Source organism: Gynuella sp. (genome assembly GCF_050297175.1).
Lineage (GTDB): Bacteria > Pseudomonadota > Gammaproteobacteria > Pseudomonadales > Natronospirillaceae > Gynuella.
In genome coordinates this window covers 126,365-144,449 of record NZ_JBNKSF010000043.1, presented here as the reverse complement: position 1 = coordinate 144,449, position 18,085 = coordinate 126,365, and the positions used below count along the sequence as shown (strand labels likewise).

General features: G+C 48.9%; 17 protein-coding genes. 3 read left to right on the top strand and 14 right to left on the bottom strand.

Annotated elements, in window-relative coordinates:
• Positions 1-686: 686 nt before the first annotated feature.
• Positions 687-824: a hypothetical protein gene (locus ACQY6I_RS18655; RefSeq protein WP_428243019.1), complete on the bottom strand. Its 138-nt coding sequence runs from the start codon at positions 822-824 to the stop codon at positions 687-689.
• Between the two features lie 553 nt (positions 825-1,377).
• Between ACQY6I_RS18655 and ACQY6I_RS18650 the strand changes: the two genes are divergently transcribed.
• The gene (locus tag ACQY6I_RS18650) at positions 1,378-2,430 is read left to right on the top strand and encodes a helix-turn-helix domain-containing protein (protein ID WP_428243018.1); all 1,053 of its coding nucleotides are present in this window, start codon (positions 1,378-1,380) and stop codon (positions 2,428-2,430) included.
• A complete protein-coding gene (locus tag ACQY6I_RS18645) occupies positions 2,431-2,910 on the top strand; it encodes a DUF3368 domain-containing protein (RefSeq protein ID WP_428243017.1) in 480 nt (159 codons plus the stop codon).
• A gap of 517 nt (positions 2,911-3,427) precedes the next feature.
• On the opposite strand, the gene ACQY6I_RS18640 is transcribed toward ACQY6I_RS18645, so the two are convergent.
• The 7 genes from ACQY6I_RS18640 to ACQY6I_RS18610 are packed head-to-tail and all read right to left on the bottom strand — an operon-like array spanning position 3,428 to position 15,145.
• Positions 3,428-3,661 (bottom strand): hypothetical protein, encoded by a 234-nt coding sequence (locus ACQY6I_RS18640; protein WP_428243016.1) that lies wholly within the window; start codon positions 3,659-3,661, stop codon positions 3,428-3,430.
• 2 nt (positions 3,662-3,663) lie between these two features.
• Positions 3,664-5,553 (bottom strand): hypothetical protein, encoded by a 1,890-nt coding sequence (locus tag ACQY6I_RS18635; protein ID WP_428243015.1) that lies wholly within the window; start codon positions 5,551-5,553, stop codon positions 3,664-3,666.
• Between the two features lie 8 nt (positions 5,554-5,561).
• Positions 5,562-6,308: a hypothetical protein gene (locus ACQY6I_RS18630; protein WP_428243014.1), complete on the bottom strand. Its 747-nt coding sequence runs from the start codon at positions 6,306-6,308 to the stop codon at positions 5,562-5,564.
• Entirely contained in the window at positions 6,308-7,417 is a 1,110-nt protein-coding gene (locus tag ACQY6I_RS18625) for a hypothetical protein (RefSeq protein ID WP_428243013.1), read from the bottom strand. The genes ACQY6I_RS18630 and ACQY6I_RS18625 overlap by 1 nt, the downstream gene beginning before the upstream one ends.
• A complete protein-coding gene (locus ACQY6I_RS18620; protein ID WP_428243012.1) occupies positions 7,417-10,935 on the bottom strand; it encodes a hypothetical protein in 3,519 nt (1,172 codons plus the stop codon). Before ACQY6I_RS18620 ends, ACQY6I_RS18625 begins: the two co-directional genes overlap by 1 nt.
• Positions 10,936-11,316 (bottom strand): hypothetical protein, encoded by a 381-nt coding sequence (locus tag ACQY6I_RS18615; RefSeq protein WP_428243011.1) that lies wholly within the window; start codon positions 11,314-11,316, stop codon positions 10,936-10,938.
• Complete coding sequence (locus ACQY6I_RS18610) at positions 11,303-15,145, bottom strand: phage tail tape measure protein (protein ID WP_428243010.1); 3,843 nt, start codon at positions 15,143-15,145, stop codon at positions 11,303-11,305. The genes ACQY6I_RS18615 and ACQY6I_RS18610 overlap by 14 nt, the downstream gene beginning before the upstream one ends.
• Between ACQY6I_RS18610 and ACQY6I_RS18605 the strand changes: the two genes are divergently transcribed.
• A complete protein-coding gene (locus ACQY6I_RS18605) occupies positions 15,144-15,380 on the top strand; it encodes a hypothetical protein (protein WP_428243009.1) in 237 nt (78 codons plus the stop codon). The two genes, ACQY6I_RS18610 and ACQY6I_RS18605, sit on opposite strands and share 2 nt — an antisense overlap.
• 55 nt (positions 15,381-15,435) lie before the next feature.
• On the opposite strand, the gene ACQY6I_RS18600 is transcribed toward ACQY6I_RS18605, so the two are convergent.
• Genes ACQY6I_RS18600 through ACQY6I_RS18575 form a run of 6 tightly spaced genes read right to left on the bottom strand, consistent with a single transcriptional unit; the run spans position 15,436 to position 18,083 of the window.
• Positions 15,436-16,194 (bottom strand): hypothetical protein, encoded by a 759-nt coding sequence (locus ACQY6I_RS18600; protein ID WP_428243008.1) that lies wholly within the window; start codon positions 16,192-16,194, stop codon positions 15,436-15,438.
• Positions 16,194-16,385 (bottom strand): DUF7210 family protein, encoded by a 192-nt coding sequence (locus ACQY6I_RS18595; RefSeq protein WP_428243007.1) that lies wholly within the window; start codon positions 16,383-16,385, stop codon positions 16,194-16,196. Before ACQY6I_RS18595 ends, ACQY6I_RS18600 begins: the two co-directional genes overlap by 1 nt.
• A gap of 8 nt (positions 16,386-16,393) precedes the next feature.
• A complete protein-coding gene (locus tag ACQY6I_RS18590) occupies positions 16,394-16,825 on the bottom strand; it encodes a phage tail terminator protein (RefSeq protein WP_428243006.1) in 432 nt (143 codons plus the stop codon).
• Positions 16,825-17,328: a phage protein Gp36 family protein gene (locus ACQY6I_RS18585; protein ID WP_428243005.1), complete on the bottom strand. Its 504-nt coding sequence runs from the start codon at positions 17,326-17,328 to the stop codon at positions 16,825-16,827. Before ACQY6I_RS18585 ends, ACQY6I_RS18590 begins: the two co-directional genes overlap by 1 nt.
• 3 nt (positions 17,329-17,331) lie before the next feature.
• Positions 17,332-17,664, bottom strand: a complete 333-nt coding sequence (locus tag ACQY6I_RS18580) for a DUF2190 family protein (RefSeq protein WP_428243004.1) — start codon at positions 17,662-17,664, stop codon at positions 17,332-17,334.
• Entirely contained in the window at positions 17,661-18,083 is a 423-nt protein-coding gene (locus tag ACQY6I_RS18575; protein ID WP_428243003.1) for a hypothetical protein, read from the bottom strand. The genes ACQY6I_RS18580 and ACQY6I_RS18575 overlap by 4 nt, the downstream gene beginning before the upstream one ends.
• Between the last annotated feature and the right edge of the window lie 2 nt (positions 18,084-18,085).

Sequence of the window (18,085 nt, the reverse complement as noted above, 5' to 3'; positions counted from 1 at the left end):
GAACAACTGCTAAGTAAAAGCGACATCAAATAATATCGAGCTATTTGGCGCTTTTGATACTAAAATCGCACCAACAACACCCCTCCCGCTACCCGTTAGAACAGCGCCCTGTGAGGGGTTACTCTTTTTTAAGGCTTCTAATTTTTGCTACTGTAATCAGTTACGGCACCAAAATTAGCTTCCAACCACACATCATTCTCCGGTCCACAAAGGTGGTGCAGCAGTGCTAGGTTGATCTGGTGGCTGATCATGTTGCCGTTTCGTTTTCCGCTGGCTTTTCTTAAACTACTCAGTAATAAACCTGTGCACGATTTACCCATTTGCTCCGGCGAACTGGGCAGGCAAAAGGCGCGATTTTGCTGTTTGGGGTGTAAGGTAGCGCGTTTTCCTGTTTTAGATAAAGGCGTAATGCATCAAAAGATACAGGCGTTGGCGGGCGCGTTTGCGTGCAATGTGTTGGTTTGACTCGTGCCATTCCTATCTGTCGGTAATAAATGTGCCGGCAACAAAACTAGCCCGCCTTGTGCATGGCCATCAACCTCAGGTAAAGGCTGCCAATATAGGTTTGGCCATTGCTCGGGGCGCTGCCATTTTTCTACGACCTCTTTTGCGCCAATGCTGTTCAGCCATTGGTGAATCGGGCAGCCTGGGTGCGCTTGTTTAACCCGCGGTAACTGATAGGCCAGTCATCGGGTTAAACGTTCGGCTGCATTCTCGCACTGGCTTAATGCTGGGTAGAGGGTAAGCGCGCCATGCCCAACCAGTAAAGCGACCACCTGCTGTATCCATTCTCTATCCCAATCGTTGCCACTTGCCCATAACACGTCACTTATCACCTTTTGGTTCTTCATGCCGTCTATTTTCAGTGGTCGGGTGCAGACTCAGTGGTGAATTAGATGAAAGAAATGGCAATCAAACTAACCAGTCAAATCAGTTTGTCCTGATGATCTGTGAGCGGCTAACTGTTTGATATACATAGTCCAATACAGCGCTGTTTGGCGGCATTCAAGTAGTGCAAAAAAATCGAGACGCCAAACGATCGTTTGCATTCTGGGTTTAAAAAATCAAACGGTTTGTACTTTGGATTCGAGATTGGTTTAGGGCGAAAAAAGTGCCAAACCTTGCTTTGAGCCAGTACTGGCAAGGCCTGCCAGCGTTGGATTTCAATCGAGACGCCAAACAGTAAATGGGCTAATTTCCCTGTTTGGCTTCTCGATCCAAAAGCCAAACGGATAGTGGTTTTGGCGTATGGGTATAAGGCATGGGGAAGTGTGTGCGCGAACACGCGAATGATTGCCCTGTAAAACCAATCGACAAAAACGCCAACTTGGTTTATATTTTTAAAATAATTTTAGTTTTTATAAACCAGAGGTCTGTATGATTGGAGAGCGCATAAAACGAGCCCGTGCAGCCGCTGGCCTGTCGATGCAGGCCTTGGGTGAGCAAGTTGGTATTAGTGCCAACATGGTTAAAAAATACGAGCACGACCAGAGTATGCCTTCGTCGGGAGTTTTACTTAAATTGGCGAAGGCTTTGTCGGTTCGTACTGAATACTTCTTTCGCCCAGCACAGGTGACTTTGGGTGAGGTGGAGTATCGTAAAAAAGCCTCAGCTTCAGCTAAGTTGTTAAAGAAGATTGAGTCCGATGTGGTTGACCAAGCTGAGCGCTGGTTAGCGCTTAAAAATGTATGGCCAAACTTCCCGATAGCGAGTTTTAACTACCACCCCGACGTTCCTGTTGTAAGCACTTTAGACGCAGTAGAGCAGGTTGCCGCCAAAGTCCGTACTGATTGGCAGTTGGGTATGAATCCATTGCCAGACTTAATCGACTTGCTTGAGTCTAAAGGTATTCTGGTGATTGTCAGTAGCGTACCCCAAGCCGATAAATTTGATGGGTTACAAGCCAAAATATCAGGACAGCCAATTGTTGTTGTGTCTTCTCATTGGCCTGGTTGCCGCCAGCGGTTCACATTGGCGCATGAACTTGGCCACCTTGTTTTACATGGCTTACTAGATGAATCCATTGACGAAGAGATGGCCTGCAACCGCTTTGCTTCTGCGTTTTTACTGCCTGAAGTAGGCCTTTTTCAGCATCTAGGAGAGCAACGTTCGAACTTAGACCCCAAAGAGCTGTATTTCCTGAAACATGAATATGGCCTAAGCATGGCGGCTTGCTTGTATCGTAGTGCCGACCTTGGTGTGATCACCGAAGAGAAAAAACGCCAAATATTTATACAGTTCTCAAAAAACGGTTGGCGTAAGCAGGAACCTGGGAATCCTTATCCACAAGAACAGACATTATTGTTTGAGCAGTTGGTTTATCGTGCATTGGCAGAGGGGATTGTTAGTGAATCGAAAGCCGCAGAGCTGTTACAGATGTCAGTAATGGCATTGCATAAGCAGCGTCAAATGTTGGCTGAGGCTGTTTAAATGTATTTGTTGATCAGTGATGCCAATATTCTCATTGATCTCGAAGAAGGCCAATTATTAGGCGTCTTTTTCAATTTGCCTTACCAGTTCAAAGTTCCAGATGTGTTATTTCACGAGGAGCTAAGCGATCAACATGGCTATTTACTCGAGTTAGGCTTGTTGTTGGGTGAGTTAAGCCCTGAGTCTATGATGTACTCATTTGAACTGAGGCAAAAGTATGCTGGCCCTAGCATGAACGATTGCTTTGCACTTGCGTTGGCGAAACAAGAACAGTGTCCATTGCTGACTGGGGATATGGCACTTAGAAAAGCAGCGGAAAAAGAAGCGATATTGGTTCAAGGAACGCTATGGGTTGTCGAGCAGCTCGTTACTCATGGTGTATTGTCAGTTGAAGAAGCTCAAGCTGCCTACGATAAAATGGCAAAAGCTGGTCGTCGCTTACCTTGGGCGCTTGCAAAACAGCGTTTATCTCAATTATAAACTTTGCTAAGCCCCGATTGCCCCATTCCTTGGGGCAGTTTAATTTCCTCTTATGCACCCTCTAAAACTCGGCATATCAAGTGTTGCCCTATTGTCCCAACTGCCCACGGTAAGTGAGCAAATGGGGGAGCTTGTTAGTTTCTCCTGATTGGCTTTTTCGGCATACGGCTGCGTTTGCCATCGAAGAAGGCTAATACTCTGAACCAATAGAGCGATTCTTCATAACCTAGGCTGTACGCTGGGCGTGCAGGCGGGATGAGACCCAGTTTACGTCCTAGGCTGACAATCATGTAGAACGTGAGTTTTAACGTCAGCCAAGGAGCGAGTACCATGAATACCATCAGGCAATGCCGAGTAAGTGCGTATCCTGCGCCATAAGGCTGTTCGAGTAAGGCAATGCCAATACACCAACCAAGGCCTGCCAGCTGAAGCCGACCGCGATAAATTGCGCTTGATCTATGCAATAAATGACATCATACATACTTGCACTGTGTGCAATCGAATTGCAGAGTCTTACTCATATCTCAACTGTTCCTGTCGTCAGACTTGGAACCTGTCTGATAACCCTGCCATCTTTTATCAATGCCTGGCTACCAGCCGATACTGATTCGCCTTCTACGATGATCGTGCCACCTGATGCTGTTGTCGCAGTACTTGTACCGTCACCGTTGTTTGCCGATATCGTGACAACACTCTGAGCGCTCTTGTCGATGACTTGCTGAAAACTCACCCACGGATTGACACTTGCCATGATTATGCTGCTCTCTCGATCTTAACCGTCTGATATGCCGCTGCACCGCCATTGCGTTGAGCGCTGATACTGGTTGACAGGATGATACCCTTAAAATCGTTGCTTGAATCATCGTGAGTGACGCTGATGACGTTGCCTGGCAGCAGCAGACCTGGCTGTTGTCCTGACTCACCGATGATGACAGTAATCGTATCGATCAGCTTATTACCGCTCTCAGAAATCAATTTGCGCCCGCGAGCGATGTTTGCAGCCTGTTCTGTGATCCAGCTTTCGAAGACTGGATCGCCTGGGTTTACACCACCAGAGCCGGTTAATTCAATGGTTAACGCCAAGCCGGATTCAACGCCGGACACCAGTACTGCATCAATCTCCTGGCCGGGTGAGAACTCACTCGTATACTGTTTGATCATACCTTCATAGATAGCGTGTTCTTCCGTGTAATCATCAAGCTCCCAATATGGGGATTTATATCGTGGTTGTAGTGTCAATTCGTCGCTGTCTGGACTTGCAATGAGCACCGCACCTACGGTATCCGCGATCTTACGCAGTACTTCGGCTGCGCATAATCCATCATAGCTGTATAGCCCGGCTGATATCGTCCAATCAGACTGATCAGCATCAGTCCCGGTTGGCCATGTCAGCATGAATCCGGTATTAGCCACTTCTTCCTGCGCCATCTGTGCCGCTGATACTGCCGTGGCCTCATATTTTGTGCGGGCTGGGGCATAACGACTGCTCAAGTACTTAGTTCGACTCGCACCACTGATGCGATACGTGTGATGTAGCTCACGAGTGTCTGTATATGACTCGATCATAAAGACCCACACATTACCATTGATATCAACCTCGATATCCGTCGCCCCAGATGTGGTCGGCTTAATCAGATTCATTGCCGTAGTGCTTTTAACGGTTGCAGACAATGTCCACGCGATAGAGTCGATATCATATTCGATGGAGATATCGATCAAATCAATGGGAGTGCGGTCAGGAAGTACAACCACATTTGCTGTATTCATAATGATATAGACCTCTCTGATGTCCAGATCAACGCTGCCACCGCTGCCGCTGCCGCTGTCGTCGTTCGGTTCAACGGGGTATCGTAAGTTGTAGTCATGCCAGACTGACTTGCCAAGCCCCCAGACAATCGATAATGATGCATCTTTTTTCGGTGCCTGGCTTGCATTGAGTGTTCGGCTGATGTCGCGGCGTTGGCTTCTGCGCATCGGTGGCACATAGCCAAGGTTCAGGGTGATCGCATTCGCCGCTTCTGGTGTGTAGGGTCCCTCGCTAAACGACAGGGTTATCGTGCTGGCATTATCGGTCTGGATGGATGCCTGGCGCTTGGTTGTATTGTCGTACTCAGTGCCGTACAGATCGACGGAATAAAACTGCAAATTGATTGGATCGGGATCAACTATCGTCGCTGTATTCCATCCAGTTTCGATCGATGAATCGCAAGGCTTTGCTGTTGAGAATGCAAGCGTTGACGAGCTGTCACGATGGAAAGTTGCACTCCATACCAGTTCAACGGGTTGCGCATCTTTTGCCGTTGCATTGTTGTGTGCGAGCGTTGATGACTGGTCTTTGTGGGGTACTTTTGACCAAACCAGTGATTTGCATGCATCTGCTACATCAGCACGATTGAATGACACATCTGTGGTTATATCCCTTATGTCGCCAACGCCATGTCGGATTGTGAGTGATTTATCAGTAGGTTTTCCTGAATTAAATCCGGCGCTGACTGTGACACTGATTGTTGGCCTGTTAACCGGTACTGTCCACACGTAATCGTAGCTAAAATTCAGAACGACGGCATCGGCAGCTTCGGGCACATATAAATCAGAGTTCTGAACCAGATTAATCGCGTTGCTGCTCTCTACGATATACGTCATTTAGACACCTATGTTATCTGCTCAGGTGTAATCGGGCCGCTCGCAACAGGACGGAAAAACTCCGCGACTGACCAAGTTACCTCACCATCCGTTGTGACTGAACCGGTGTTCCAGTCCGGTTCAGTACTGCCGCTGGTACCGGGATTTTCAACCGTGTAAACATAGCCACTGGGATTGGTAGGTCTGACGATATCTCCATCAGAATAATACGTGCTAGCGGTCCATTCATCGCCATAATTATCTGTCGCGACTACAAGTACATCATTTGCAGTATGAGCATTCCACGACACACTAAACTGGCCTGTACCTGAATTGCTGACAGTTTCAGCTACTATTTTTCCGTTTGATATATCCAATACTCTGATTGTGCGTGCGTTTGCTACATTGTCGATCGATACTCTACCCGAAACGCTATAGATGTTCGCACCTGGAACATCAGACGAGCCACTCTCATCCGCCGCATAAATCGGTAGAACATTCGTTAGTGCTAACTCATCATATGATGTGTTCAAAACGAACAAACACTTGTCATGATCATCTCGAACACCGACTAAACTAAATGCCATTTTAAATAATGACTTGGAAAAATATCTTTTCGTTGTCGGATATATTGCTAGCGTTGTAACAACTTCAGTAGATCCAACTCTCATGAGATTCATGTCGCATTTTGTGGTGTTGCTGTCATACATTTTAACATCAACAAAAACACCGGATGGGGAAGCTGCAAAATCTGTTGAGCTTTCAAAGATAGCCATTAGTCATAGTCCGGATGGTTTGTAATGCCAAATAGCGGTACTGAGTTAATTGCAGCAAATCGCTGCCAAAACCACAAATATCCATCTTCTCGTAGATCCATCGGATCTGCCCACATTGTGTGACCGAGAGAATTAAACATCCAATCCGAAACTAAGCCATCGTTTGAGTCGCCAGCGGTATAGATAAAACGATATTTTGCATACAGTTCCGCATTGTAAATATTAACACTCTGCTCACCAGCGAATCCGGGGCAATTCGAATCAGTACCGCTGTACAGCAAGAACAGTGGTTGCATCGGATAGAACGAAAATACATTTTCTTGAGTAACATCTAACGTTGAATTGGTCCACGAGTCAGTAAACTCCATGTAGTTCCCGTAATATTCATGATTACTACTATTGAATGGCGACCCACCTGCAGTCTCAAGAGCAGAATGATTTAGTGTGTCATACATGTACGGATAGTTGTTGACTGATGGTCCGTTAGTCAAACTGGAGATATTTGACAATGGACATAGCAAATGAAAGTTACCAGCTTGGCCATAACCGCGCCATGGTGTTGTGACCGCGCCGCAGTAAATCATCGAAATATTTTTAGACAACAATGAACCGGTGCCATTGTATGCGTCATATATTGGCATGAAGCAAAATGTATATTCATCTGCAATCAATACCCAAGATGATCGGTTTGAGTTACTACTATGTGAATGTTGAGACAAATAATAAGTGTTAATGCCCGCGCAATTTCCGTCACTAAGATCGGGGGCGGTGTATCCATATATTTTTGCTTTTCCGCTACCGCTACTCATTGTTAAACCTGTTCCTGATGTTGTGATGTTTGACCACAAGAACACCGCATAGCCGTAACTACCTACGCCAACAAACTCTATAACGTCTCCGTTGGCATTTGCTAACGCAAAACGCATTGCAGTCTCATCATCAATGTCATCGTAAACGACTGACCATCCGGCCGCTGATTTGCCTGTGTACCCATCGACGAGACACGCTACGAGTATTGAGCGAAAATATTTCATACCATAATAACTGGAGACTGAATATGCCGGGGCCTGAGGAGCGTTTGTATCTTTCATGCTGTAAACTGTACTCATTAGTCAGCATCTCCTCTCAATAGAACACTGAACTTGTCATCATCAACAGTTGCTGAACCGGGCAACACGGTACGGATCACCCAGAAAGGCGCGGCAGCGGATTTTGTCTCGAACATGATTGCATTGTTTACAGACCATGAACCACCCCATCCGCCATAGAGGATAGTAAAATAAGGTGTCCCAGTTTGAGGGTTGATTGGCGATAAGTCAGTTCCAGTGTCTCCAGAAGCAATTAAACCTCTGTTCTCTGAATAAAGACTGAAAGCTGTGCTGCTAGTAAATAGAATCTTCCATACATCAGGAACAGCTCCTTGGCTGTCGATGGCCACGGGGTAATCCACCAGGTTATAACTGGCATCCGGTTCTTCCGCTTCATCGTCATACTCAAAACCAGACGGTGCTGTTTTCAGTTCTTTCCAGCCGGTGACCCGGCCTTGCAGGTCACCAAAAATCAGAGCAGTGGCCACCCAGGTATCTGTTGTTGGGTAATCGTGTGATACGGAATTAGCAAGCGTTAATTTTCCGTCGATACGAGCTTCAGTAACGAGCGCCATATCCTCAACACGATGCTTGAAAAACAACGACCCGGTCAGTGCATTTGCATTTGCATCTTGAAAGACGAAATCAGAATTTAATGTAATCGTTCCGGCTTCCAAATCAACAACATATTGCGTGGTATCCACGGCAGTTTCACTCGCATCTTCCAGCCATGCTTCCGCTAAATCTGTTCTGGCGGCATCCAATACATCATCAGCGGCATAAGTGGCATATTCGTCTGACTGAGTGTTTGTAATCACAATCACATCTGCATCGCGAATGATCGGCACTTTGCCGTTTGCTGGTAATTTAACGGGATCAAGACCAAGTACATCAGCATCCAATGGTACGGTTTTATAAGTGACTGCGTTATAGAGTGTCTGATCAGGTATCACTGGCACGGCGAAATCAATCGAAACAATACCATCTTGCATATTTGCCTCGCCGGTGATGCTGTCGCCACTGATAACGCCCTGGTCATCCATTGTGGCCGTTAGCGTGGTTTCATTTTCAAAGGTCGTGGCATTCAGCGTCAGGCCGGATGGTCTTAATGGGCTTGCGGCTGTTCTGAAGCGAATCGAATTGATCGGCATCCAGTTTTCACCTGTCACTGTGTTCAAAACAGTCACATCAGCATTGCCGGGCATGCCATCGTAATTGCTTATCGTCACTTCGCTCGTGTCGTAATTGACTGATCCGATACTGACCCCTGCTCCGGTGAGTGCGCTGTACTGATACAGAATGCTGCCGGCTCCGTTGTCGATAAACACATCACTGCCGATTGTAAACAGCACGGAATTTTCCAGTACTTTATCCCGTCCGATGAGGTAGAAATGGAAATACTGTTCATCGGTCGCAACTGTGATGGATTCGCTGATCACTGTGGCTGATGACTGTTGATAGAGCGCTGTGACGGTTTGAGCATTGATGAACTCGTTCCGTGTGACTGTTTTCTTTTTGACAGATTCATTCATCACAGCGTCTTTATAGTATTCATACTCGATAAATGAACGACTGTCGAGCAACGCAGTACCCGTAATATTGATCAATCCGCTCACATAATCAATTGATCCAACAATATTTCCTGTGCGTGACTCGATGATATTCGAGTCCGCATCATCTCTGAGCGTTACTGACTCATCGTATGATGAGTAATAATAATCTGTCGAACCTGAAGTATTGACGGACGTTTGCCGGGGATAGCTTCTTGTTAGTGTGACTTTGATAGAACCGGGATTCAGATCCGCTGCATTGCCCAGCTGGATAGTGAAATTTGAGCGGCTCGTATTTGCCGAAACTGCAACCTCTTCAGTGTACGTTTCTTCACTCGTGTAGTCGTAACCCAGTGTGTAATCAGTATCTGTATCAGGTAGAGCATCGGTCACGTAATGAATCAGTCCGTTCAGGGTATCCACGCTGCCGGTGGCATCGCCGGTGAGATTGCCGGCACCGTCATCAGTGGCGGATTTTGCAACGCCGCCACTGGTCCAGGCCAGATTGATTGTACCCGCCACCACACTACGACTATTAATATCCATATTAAGAGTGCGTCTGGCTTTGCCGCTGTACGATTCATCACCCTTGCTTTCATGGCTTGTGTTTGACCATTGAAACAAAATGGTAGAACTGGCGTCCGGCTGGACTAACAGAGTGGCAACCACTGAGCCGGTATCGTAATTGACCGTGCCTGAACCATCGCCGCTAAGACTTCCCGTTCCATCATCTTCGATGGTGTACCACTTGTCTAAATATTGGTATTCGAGTTTGAACGTGCCGGCCACCGGGACGGGTGATAATGAAAACACATAGTTAAACGCCCGGTTGCTATCTGTGATGTCGATATAGCCGGTCATCGGCACATTGACCACTTTTGTGCCTGGCTGATATTTGATGATGCATGAGTAATTGCCGGCCGGCGTGCCGGAGATAATACCGCTTTGATAGTCGATGCTTGTGTCAGTCAGATAACCTTCCGCACTGGTGCCGTCCTGCACCAACACTCCGGCATCATCGACATGCTTCACGCCGTTGATTGTGATTTCAAGACTGCCGTACACAATCGCGGTCGGTAATGTCAAATCAATCGGAGAACCACTGGTCAGTGTGATAGTGGGCAGTGTGACCTTACTACTGCCACCAGCAATGATAGCGCCAATGGTGTCACCGATGTTCTGATCACTGTAAACCGTCTCGTTCGTAGCCGTTGGCAATAGCGGCGCAAAGGTGCCTGAAACATAGATAGCAGAGTTGCCTTTTGTGATCGCACTCGCCAGCGTAGTCGTGCCGTAATACTTCGCCGAATCAGCCGTTTGCGATGAATAAATAGCGGTGCCGGATGTTTGAACAGGTTTTATACCGGCACTGCACACAAAGTCGTAATTGAGCGGCGCAGACAATTGCAGTATCAACTGACGTACTGTGAAATTCACATAAGTGACATCGTATGAGCGGTAATACGTATACACTTCTTCGCTCTCAGTGATGTCTGTGATTTGAACGTACTGCTCAACATTATCGTCTTCATTGCGTAGCATGATGACATCACCGATTTCCGGCTGCTTCGATGTTTGCTGCTGATACGTAATGATACTTTTCTGGCCCTTCAGTTGATCGCCGTAAATATAAAGCGGTAACACAGGGCCACGCACCACATACGACTCAACATCGTCTTGTGCAGCTGCTCGTTCATCATAAAAATTTCCGGTATCAAAGATCAGTGCGCTGACGTTCGGGTCAGCGGGCTGACTGCCGAGAATCACATGAGATCCCAAGTACTTATCTGCATTCGCTGTATCTACTTTTAAAAATGCTTTGCGAAGACTGACGCGGCCATATGTTCTGTCCAGCCTGCTGACATCGTCGAACATGTTATTCACATCGCCGTCCACTATCTCGTTACCAGTCATCTGGCCGCCGCCATCTGACTCATCAGTGATGCGTTCAGGCTGCATCAGTTTTACATCAGTACTTGCTATTGCCATTTATGCCACCGTTAACAATTTAATAAATTCAATGGAATAGGGAGTGTTATCGTCGGGATCGACTGTTGTTAAGACCGGCGCAAACTTCACTGCTGGACCGCTGCTACGATCAAAGACAACAGAGAATGTCCGAGCATCGTAGAGCGTCAATGTGAGCGTATCAGTAGTCATCGCCAGGGCATGTAGTACAACAACATCTGCACGGGTCACCCAACCAAAATCGCTACCGCCCTCTAACGTTATCGGTCGTCCGTAATTCAGCTGCGCTTGATTAATGATCATATTGCCGTTCACTGCCCGATCATTGGTTTGATCAATGCCAGACCAGTCAAATTCATCTGACCAAACCAGATCTGGTAATGTGATGTCACCGAGCTGCATTGACCGATGCCTCTTTTAAAATGCTCACAAGACTATTTGCATCATTGTTACTTGCATAAACAGTCGCCGTTTTATTGTTCAAATGTATATTGATGGCACGCTGCTCAGATGAGCGGTCACGTGATCCGGTTCCCAGTGACTCTTGATTACCAGACACATTGTTGCCCCCAGAAGAAGATGTCTTCGTTGTGTTTGAATTTGTCGTCGTAGTTGAGGAGCTGCTATCAGCCTGGTTCTGTGCTTTCTGCTCTGCACGGATCTGATTCAACACTTTCAGCGCTGCACGTAAATCTGCAACAGCTTCTTGATTGCCAGCCGCTTGTGCGTCCTCAATTTGTTGCTGTAGTTCCTGGCGCTTCTGCTCATAGTTGCGCTGTTGCACTGTTTCTGTATTGCCTTTCAATTGATCCAGTTGATTTTGCAATGACACCAGAGTGCTCTCAGCACTGTCCGCCAGTTGTTCCATTTCGCTTCTGGCCGCAGCGATGGCAGAACGCAGTCCGGACAATTGCTGTTCATCGAGCAAGGTGAATGTACGCAGTGCCGCTTCACCTCGGCGCACCAGCTGTTCACCACTGACGCTGCCGTCATCGATGGCCGCGTTCAACTGTGCAAGCTTGAGTTGCTGTTCGTTGTACGCGATCAGTGTTTGTTGTTGTGCTGCATTAATTGCGTTTGCGTAACCCGTGATGCCTGTTGCATCAAACGTTTTGAGATTGTCAGACGCAATCTTGCCGAGTTCTTCATGTGCAGCTGCGAGTGATTGACGGATCTGATCAACTTCACTGGCATACTGCGTGACGGGGCCACCAGTTAGCCCATTAAACATATTTAAAGCAGCATCAGATAGCTGTGCCATTTCATCGCGCACCGAGATCACATACTCGGCAATCGCGGCGGTAAAGTTCTTTAAGTCACCGCCACTTTGCTGTACCGCAGCAGCGGCTTCTGTCGCAGCAGTAGCGGCAGCATGACTTGCGACTGTTGTTTGCTGTGCAGCTTGTTGGGCAGCCTGGCCAGTGTTCTGATGAGCGCTGGCTAATTGCTGCACCTGGTCACGCACACCCGCCACTGCTGCTTGTGCATCCAGCTCGGCACTGACGACACCGTTGTTAGCCTCAACGGCTTTCTGGGCGTATGCGACGAATGCAGCTTTCTGATCTTCAACCGGGGCTTTCATCTCTTTGAGCTGATCGACAACCGCTTTTGCAGCATCTGCGGATTTTTGCAGCTCAGCGGAGGAGGTCAAGCCGAGTCGGCTCATCGCTTCTTCTATCGATTGAATGCCAGGTGTGGCTTGATGGATCGTTTCGGTCTGGGCGTTGATTGCATCGTTGAGGCGTTTGATCTGCGCAGCACTGAGTTGACCGGCATCACCGAGGTCATAGATTTTTGCGCTGAGTGCATCGACGGCGGTGGTGGAGTCGGCTTTGCCGATGGCGGCAGTGATGGCTTGTTCGAGTGCCTGCATGCGCTGCGCGCCGGTGATCGACAGACTATCCAGCGTCTGTTCAATCAACCCGACACTGCGGATGGCTTCGAGTGCTGCCGGGCTGATTTTTCCGAGTGCCGTTTCTGCTGTTAAACCCAATGCATTGAAACTCGCTTGCAACACCTGGTTGTTGTAATTATTGAGGTCTTCAGCACTGAGTTTGCCTTGCTCAAACGCCTGGCTTAAGCCCTGTTGGAAGTTACTCAGGTCTGACGAATTTGCTGATGAAATCCACTTTTGCAGTTCTTCATTGAGTACGCTTGCTTTACCAGCTGCGGTATCCAGTTGCTTAGTGAATTCGAGCACGCCGGCGGTTGATGTGAGATCAATTTGCGAAAAAGCATCACGCAGTTTTTGTCCAGCGTTATCGGCTGCACTACCCATATCATCTAGGGCCTGGGTATTTTTATCAATCACATCCTGGCCGGAATCGACATACTCATACATCTCTGCGTAAGTCTGATTGATCTGTTTCAGATTCGCGTTGAATTCGTCCCATACTTCACCCAGGCTCCCTGGATGCATCAGTGCATCAATCGCCGCACGTGCCGCTTCCATCAGAATGGTAAAACCCTGCGCAAGACGCACACCGGCCAAACGCACTACTTCGAATTGTTCTGATAATTGAGTACCGATGTCCTTACCAATAGACCACGCTGCAAATAAGCCACCAACCACTCTTACGGCGGCACCAACTTTGCCTACAGAAGCAGACATTTCAGTAAGGGATAAGCGAGTTAATTGCACTTCATTGCGAATATTTCCAAACGCCTTACTACCCACAACGCCAAGCGATAAGAACAATAAACGCAGTGCCCCGGCTGACACCGCTACTGTTCCCAGTGACGTTGCAATAGCTGCGATAGCCGGATTAGCTTCGACAAAACCAGCAATCGCATTGGACACACTGCCAATGCCGATGGCGGCTTGACGGATGGCAGGTAAGAAAATGCTGCCCAGATTGATTGCAATTTCATTAAGACCGTTTTGCATCAACTGGATCTGTGCCTCGGTGGTTTGCATCCGTGCTGCAAATTCTTTTTGCATCGCACCTGCGGTATTCCCGGCATCGGTAATCCGGTTCAGCGATGCTTGGTATTTATCCAGGCCATTCAGTAACCGGCTGATATCGTCTTGGTATTCCTGGCCGAACAGTCGGGTCAGCGTTTCGGCACGGCTTTGGTCATCAAGTTGGCTCAATGTGCGTAAAAATTCGGTGAGCGCTTGCTGCGGGTTGTCGCGAATATTATCGGCCAGTTGGGTGGCGGATAAGCCGATGCCTTCCAGCGCGGCCTGGAAATCGGCACCCTGCACATTGGCGGTTTGTAATTTGCTGAGCAGCGCATTGATACCGGTGCCGGCCACTTCGGAGGTAGCACCCATTTCAATCATCGTCGCAGCTAATGCGGCCGATTGTTCAGCGGTGAGTTTAAACTGACTTGCGGTACCACCTATGCGGGTGAGCACATCCAGGATGTCAGCTTCGCGTGCTGCCGTGGTGTTACCCAGCACGTTAATCGCGTCGCCCAGTTGCTCGACGTTCTGGATGGGTATGTTAAAAATATTGCTGAGTTTCGCGATGGCCTCACCGGCTTGTTGCGCAGTTAAATTGAACGCCACAGACACCTTGGCCGCCAGTTCCACAAACTGATCAAGCTGATCAATCGGCACACCCAATTGACCACCGGCAGCGGCAATTTGAGCAAGGCCTTCGGCGGCAATCGGCAACTCGGTAGACATCTGTTTGATACGCCCATTCAGGTCATCAAATTGCTGATCAGTGGCATCCACCACTTTGCGCACATCCGCCATCGCCGATTCAAAATCAATGGCCTGGCCGACCAGTAATGAGACACCCGCCGCTGAACCGGCCAAAGCGGCCAGTGAACCCTTGGCACCCTCCAATGATTCCACCCAACCATTGGTTTGTTTTTTCAGATCACGGATGCGGTTTTCGGTCACCAATGCAGCCTGAGCCAGTTCCTGCTGACTCAATGTGCCCGATGTTTTTAACCGCTCATAGGCGGCGCGGGTGGCGTCAATTTCCTGCTGAATATCCGCGTGAGCGCGCAGGCCAAGGATGTCTTTATCCGCCGCTAATTGGGCGCCTTCTTTGTAGGTGTTGTAGAGTTGTCGAGTTTCGGCATCGAGTTCTTCGACGCTTCTTTTACCCTGGACCAAATCCGCTACCAGCCCGCTGAACGCATCAATGTCTTCAGCACTTTTACCAATATCCTGCATCGCTGCTTTGAACGTGCGATTAAATGCCTGAAGGTTGGATTCGCCGTCTTTTTTATCTACACTGAGTGTCAGTGAAAAATTGAGATCTTTAGTCATGGAAAATACTCATAAAGTAAAAACTAGTGATAAGTGGTTTGGACGTCTACTTGTGCTCTTCGGCATCATTGTTTTCCCCAGCGTTATGATTTATTTGGAAGTAAATAACGTGGATACTGAAAACATGTTCATCACAGGTCTTGGCTTGGTAACTATTGCTGCTCTGTTTATCGCTGTGTTCGCATTTATTGCTGCAATCTTCATCAAACTGATCCGCCTGTTGTTCGGTAAATAACTTTAAAAAAGGCGGCCATCCGAGCCGCCTTTATTCCTCCCTGAAGACCCGCGCCTTACACCATCTGAACGCGGTAGTACGCGGACTCAGCACTGCCTTTTGAAGTGTCTTTCAGCAGCTTGCCTTCCACCGCAATCGTGCCCAGTTCATCGCCGATCAAACTCAGTTCAGACGCCGCACCGATGTTCACTTTGTGCAAATCCACGATGCAGGGTTTGTCACTGTCAGCCTCGTTCATGCCACCGAAGGTCAAACCCCAGTACGTAGAACTGCCTGCCAGTGCTTCCACCTGGTGATACTTTCCATAGCTGTAGTTCACCTTCAGCGCCACTGATGCACTGGCTGCCGCCGTGGCAATGGCACCACTGGACACAATAAAGAGGCCCTCATTGCGCACCTCGTAATCAGTGGTTTCGGTATAGGTGGTATTGCCGTCATCACTGGTCACCACGACAGAGGTTGGCGCGGGATTCGCAAGGCGTACCAGCGCACCGGCCCAGGCGGTGACGGCTTCATCAGTCACTGAACCCGATTCAATGATGGTGACCGTGCCTTTGGTTGCCAGCGCGAGGTTGTCGGCATTCAAATCGTGCATGGTAAAACTCGCAGTCACCGAGTTAATACGGCGCACTTCGGCCCAGGTACCACCGCCGGATCGGCTGCGGTCTTTTTCATCGATGACCTCTTCATCAACGGAAAGTTTCAGTTCTGAGACGTTGCCGATTTCATAACTTGGGCCATTGCTCACCGACAGATCGGTTAAATACACCTGGCCACTGCCGAGGTACGGTTTGTACACCGCTACACGTGCCATTATTTAGTCTCCTTTTTGGTCTCGGCGCTGGCTGCCATGGCGCTGGCCGGATTGTCGATGATGCCCTGACCAAACAACCATTCTGCGGCGACTGGCCCGACCTGGATTTTGTCACCGGCGGTAAATGCTTTGCCGGCATGTTTGTGCGCTTTTTTCAGCGTCACTTCGATTTGTGTGTTTTTAGTGGTCATTTTCCACCTCAGTTTGTTTGTTTCAGAATGGTCTCGACGGAAAATGCAAGCGGGACATACATGAACCCTCTGGCATTGCCGGCGGCCGGTGCGTTTGTCAGGCGCAATGGCTTACTCGCCACATCCGGTTTAAAGCCCATCAGCGCGTTTGCAGTTGGTGTTAATAAGTTCACGGCATCGGTCCTCGCCGCTGAGCCACTGCCGGGTTGTCGCTGGTTTCGCACTGCAATCACTGCGAGCCAGTTTTGTTCTATCCTGGCGGCTGATCCATCAGCCCGCGATTCGATGACCCGGTAGCCGTTGTAAATCACATGCACGGCAGGAGTGGGCTGGCGTTCTTCGTCGATCTCCGATAACTCGCGGCTAGTCAGCACGTACGTGCTTCTATCGAGCTTGCTTTTTAACTGCTCGACAATTGCGGTTTCGATATCGCCGAACATCAGTAACCGCTCCAATCGAAAGCACTGGATTTTGCTTTTACGTGCATCTTTCCGGGTGCTTCGGGTGTTGAGGCTTGCTGATAGTTCAGCGAGGCGACACCGCTGGCCAGGTCACGTAAATAGCTTTCACTTTGAGCAATGGTTTTGCGTAGCTCGTCAGACTGGTTCACGCCATAAAGCCTTCCCATGGCGATGCTAGCGACGGCGAATGGCAAACCGGTATCCGCATACAGTTCTTGCGCCAACGGAATCGCATCGCGATAACGCTGGTTGAGATACGTGTCTGCGTAGCGGCTGACCGCGTCGAGAGTGCTTTCCAGTTTGGTCAGCGCCGCCGTTGCCAGTGCCGTTACATCCGCATCCGCTGTGGGTGTTTCGCCGTTGTACAACTGCTCCAGAAGCTCACCGATGACCCTGGGGTCACGGGTGGTGCGTTGGGCCAGTTCTTCCCAACCGTCTAAAGCAACGGCTGCTAAATCGGCAACGGTGGCATAGGCGGTCATGGTTTAAATCCCTCTCACAATCCGGATGATGTCACCATCTGCGGTTGCAGCATCCAGCGCATAACCGTTACTGATACCCGCGCTTAAGGTTACGGCTTTGCCGTTGGCATCGGACTCGACTTCAGCCCCGGCACTGATCGCGCCTGCTGCCTCGATGAGTATCGCGCCTATCGCATTAACAGAGGCTTGTTCACCTGCGGCCACCTCAAATTCGGTCGCACCCAGGGCCTTCGCACCGGCGGCACATACATCACCGCCGAGACCGACAAACCGGCGCTGTGCAATGTCGGATAACGCGGTGATCGACATCACTAAAATGGGAGAATGAGTTTTCATGATTGGGTCTCCTGTGGTTCATGACGAATCGCACCGCAACCCAGCAGGGATTTTGCAGCGGATTCACTCAGATAGATAAATGACGCAGGAGGATACAAATCTCCGTCATGCTTAATAGGCTCCAGTACCAGATACTCATCTCCGACTTCATCGATTTTTTGATCCGGTGCTGGAATAGCTTTTGTCAACTCGCGATATGCGTTCCAGGCTTCGTCACGCAGTTTTGCAGTGAGCTTTACTTTCTCACCGTCAGGCAGTTCGACGGCCGCCTCCAGAGCTGGAATATCCGGCACGCCAGCGGAGGTCAGTTTCAGGGTTCGCGCTTGAACACGCTCATTGATCACCGCCACCCAGGTGCCGACTTCCGGCGCCAGACTGGAAAGATCCAATGATTCAAGCGTTTTGGTTTGCTGAGTCATGA

Excerpts from the sequence above, each read along its gene's own strand:
- ACQY6I_RS18585 (WP_428243005.1), bottom strand. The coding sequence starts at position 17,328 with ATGACCGCCTATGCCACCGTTGCCGATTTAGCAGCCGTTGCTTTAGAC.
- ACQY6I_RS18625 (WP_428243013.1), bottom strand. The coding sequence starts at position 7,417 with ATGAGTACAGTTTACAGCATGAAAGATACAAACGCTCCTCAGGCCCCG.
- ACQY6I_RS18605 (WP_428243009.1), top strand. The coding sequence starts at position 15,144 with ATGGAAAATACTCATAAAGTAAAAACTAGTGATAAGTGGTTTGGACGT.
- ACQY6I_RS18620 (WP_428243012.1), bottom strand. The coding sequence starts at position 10,935 with ATGGCAATAGCAAGTACTGATGTAAAACTGATGCAGCCTGAACGCATC.
- ACQY6I_RS18610 (WP_428243010.1), bottom strand. The coding sequence starts at position 15,145 with ATGACTAAAGATCTCAATTTTTCACTGACACTCAGTGTAGATAAAAAA.
- ACQY6I_RS18575 (WP_428243003.1), bottom strand. The coding sequence starts at position 18,083 with ATGACTCAGCAAACCAAAACGCTTGAATCATTGGATCTTTCCAGTCTG.
- ACQY6I_RS18615 (WP_428243011.1), bottom strand. The coding sequence starts at position 11,316 with ATGCAGCTCGGTGACATCACATTACCAGATCTGGTTTGGTCAGATGAA.
- ACQY6I_RS18590 (WP_428243006.1), bottom strand. The coding sequence starts at position 16,825 with ATGTTCGGCGATATCGAAACCGCAATTGTCGAGCAGTTAAAAAGCAAG.
- ACQY6I_RS18650 (WP_428243018.1), top strand. The coding sequence starts at position 1,378 with ATGATTGGAGAGCGCATAAAACGAGCCCGTGCAGCCGCTGGCCTGTCG.
- ACQY6I_RS18640 (WP_428243016.1), bottom strand. The coding sequence starts at position 3,661 with ATGGCAAGTGTCAATCCGTGGGTGAGTTTTCAGCAAGTCATCGACAAG.
- ACQY6I_RS18645 (WP_428243017.1), top strand. The coding sequence starts at position 2,431 with ATGTATTTGTTGATCAGTGATGCCAATATTCTCATTGATCTCGAAGAA.
- ACQY6I_RS18630 (WP_428243014.1), bottom strand. The coding sequence starts at position 6,308 with ATGGCTATCTTTGAAAGCTCAACAGATTTTGCAGCTTCCCCATCCGGT.
- ACQY6I_RS18635 (WP_428243015.1), bottom strand. The coding sequence starts at position 5,553 with ATGACGTATATCGTAGAGAGCAGCAACGCGATTAATCTGGTTCAGAAC.
- ACQY6I_RS18595 (WP_428243007.1), bottom strand. The coding sequence starts at position 16,385 with ATGACCACTAAAAACACACAAATCGAAGTGACGCTGAAAAAAGCGCAC.
- ACQY6I_RS18600 (WP_428243008.1), bottom strand. The coding sequence starts at position 16,194 with ATGGCACGTGTAGCGGTGTACAAACCGTACCTCGGCAGTGGCCAGGTG.
- ACQY6I_RS18580 (WP_428243004.1), bottom strand. The coding sequence starts at position 17,664 with ATGAAAACTCATTCTCCCATTTTAGTGATGTCGATCACCGCGTTATCC.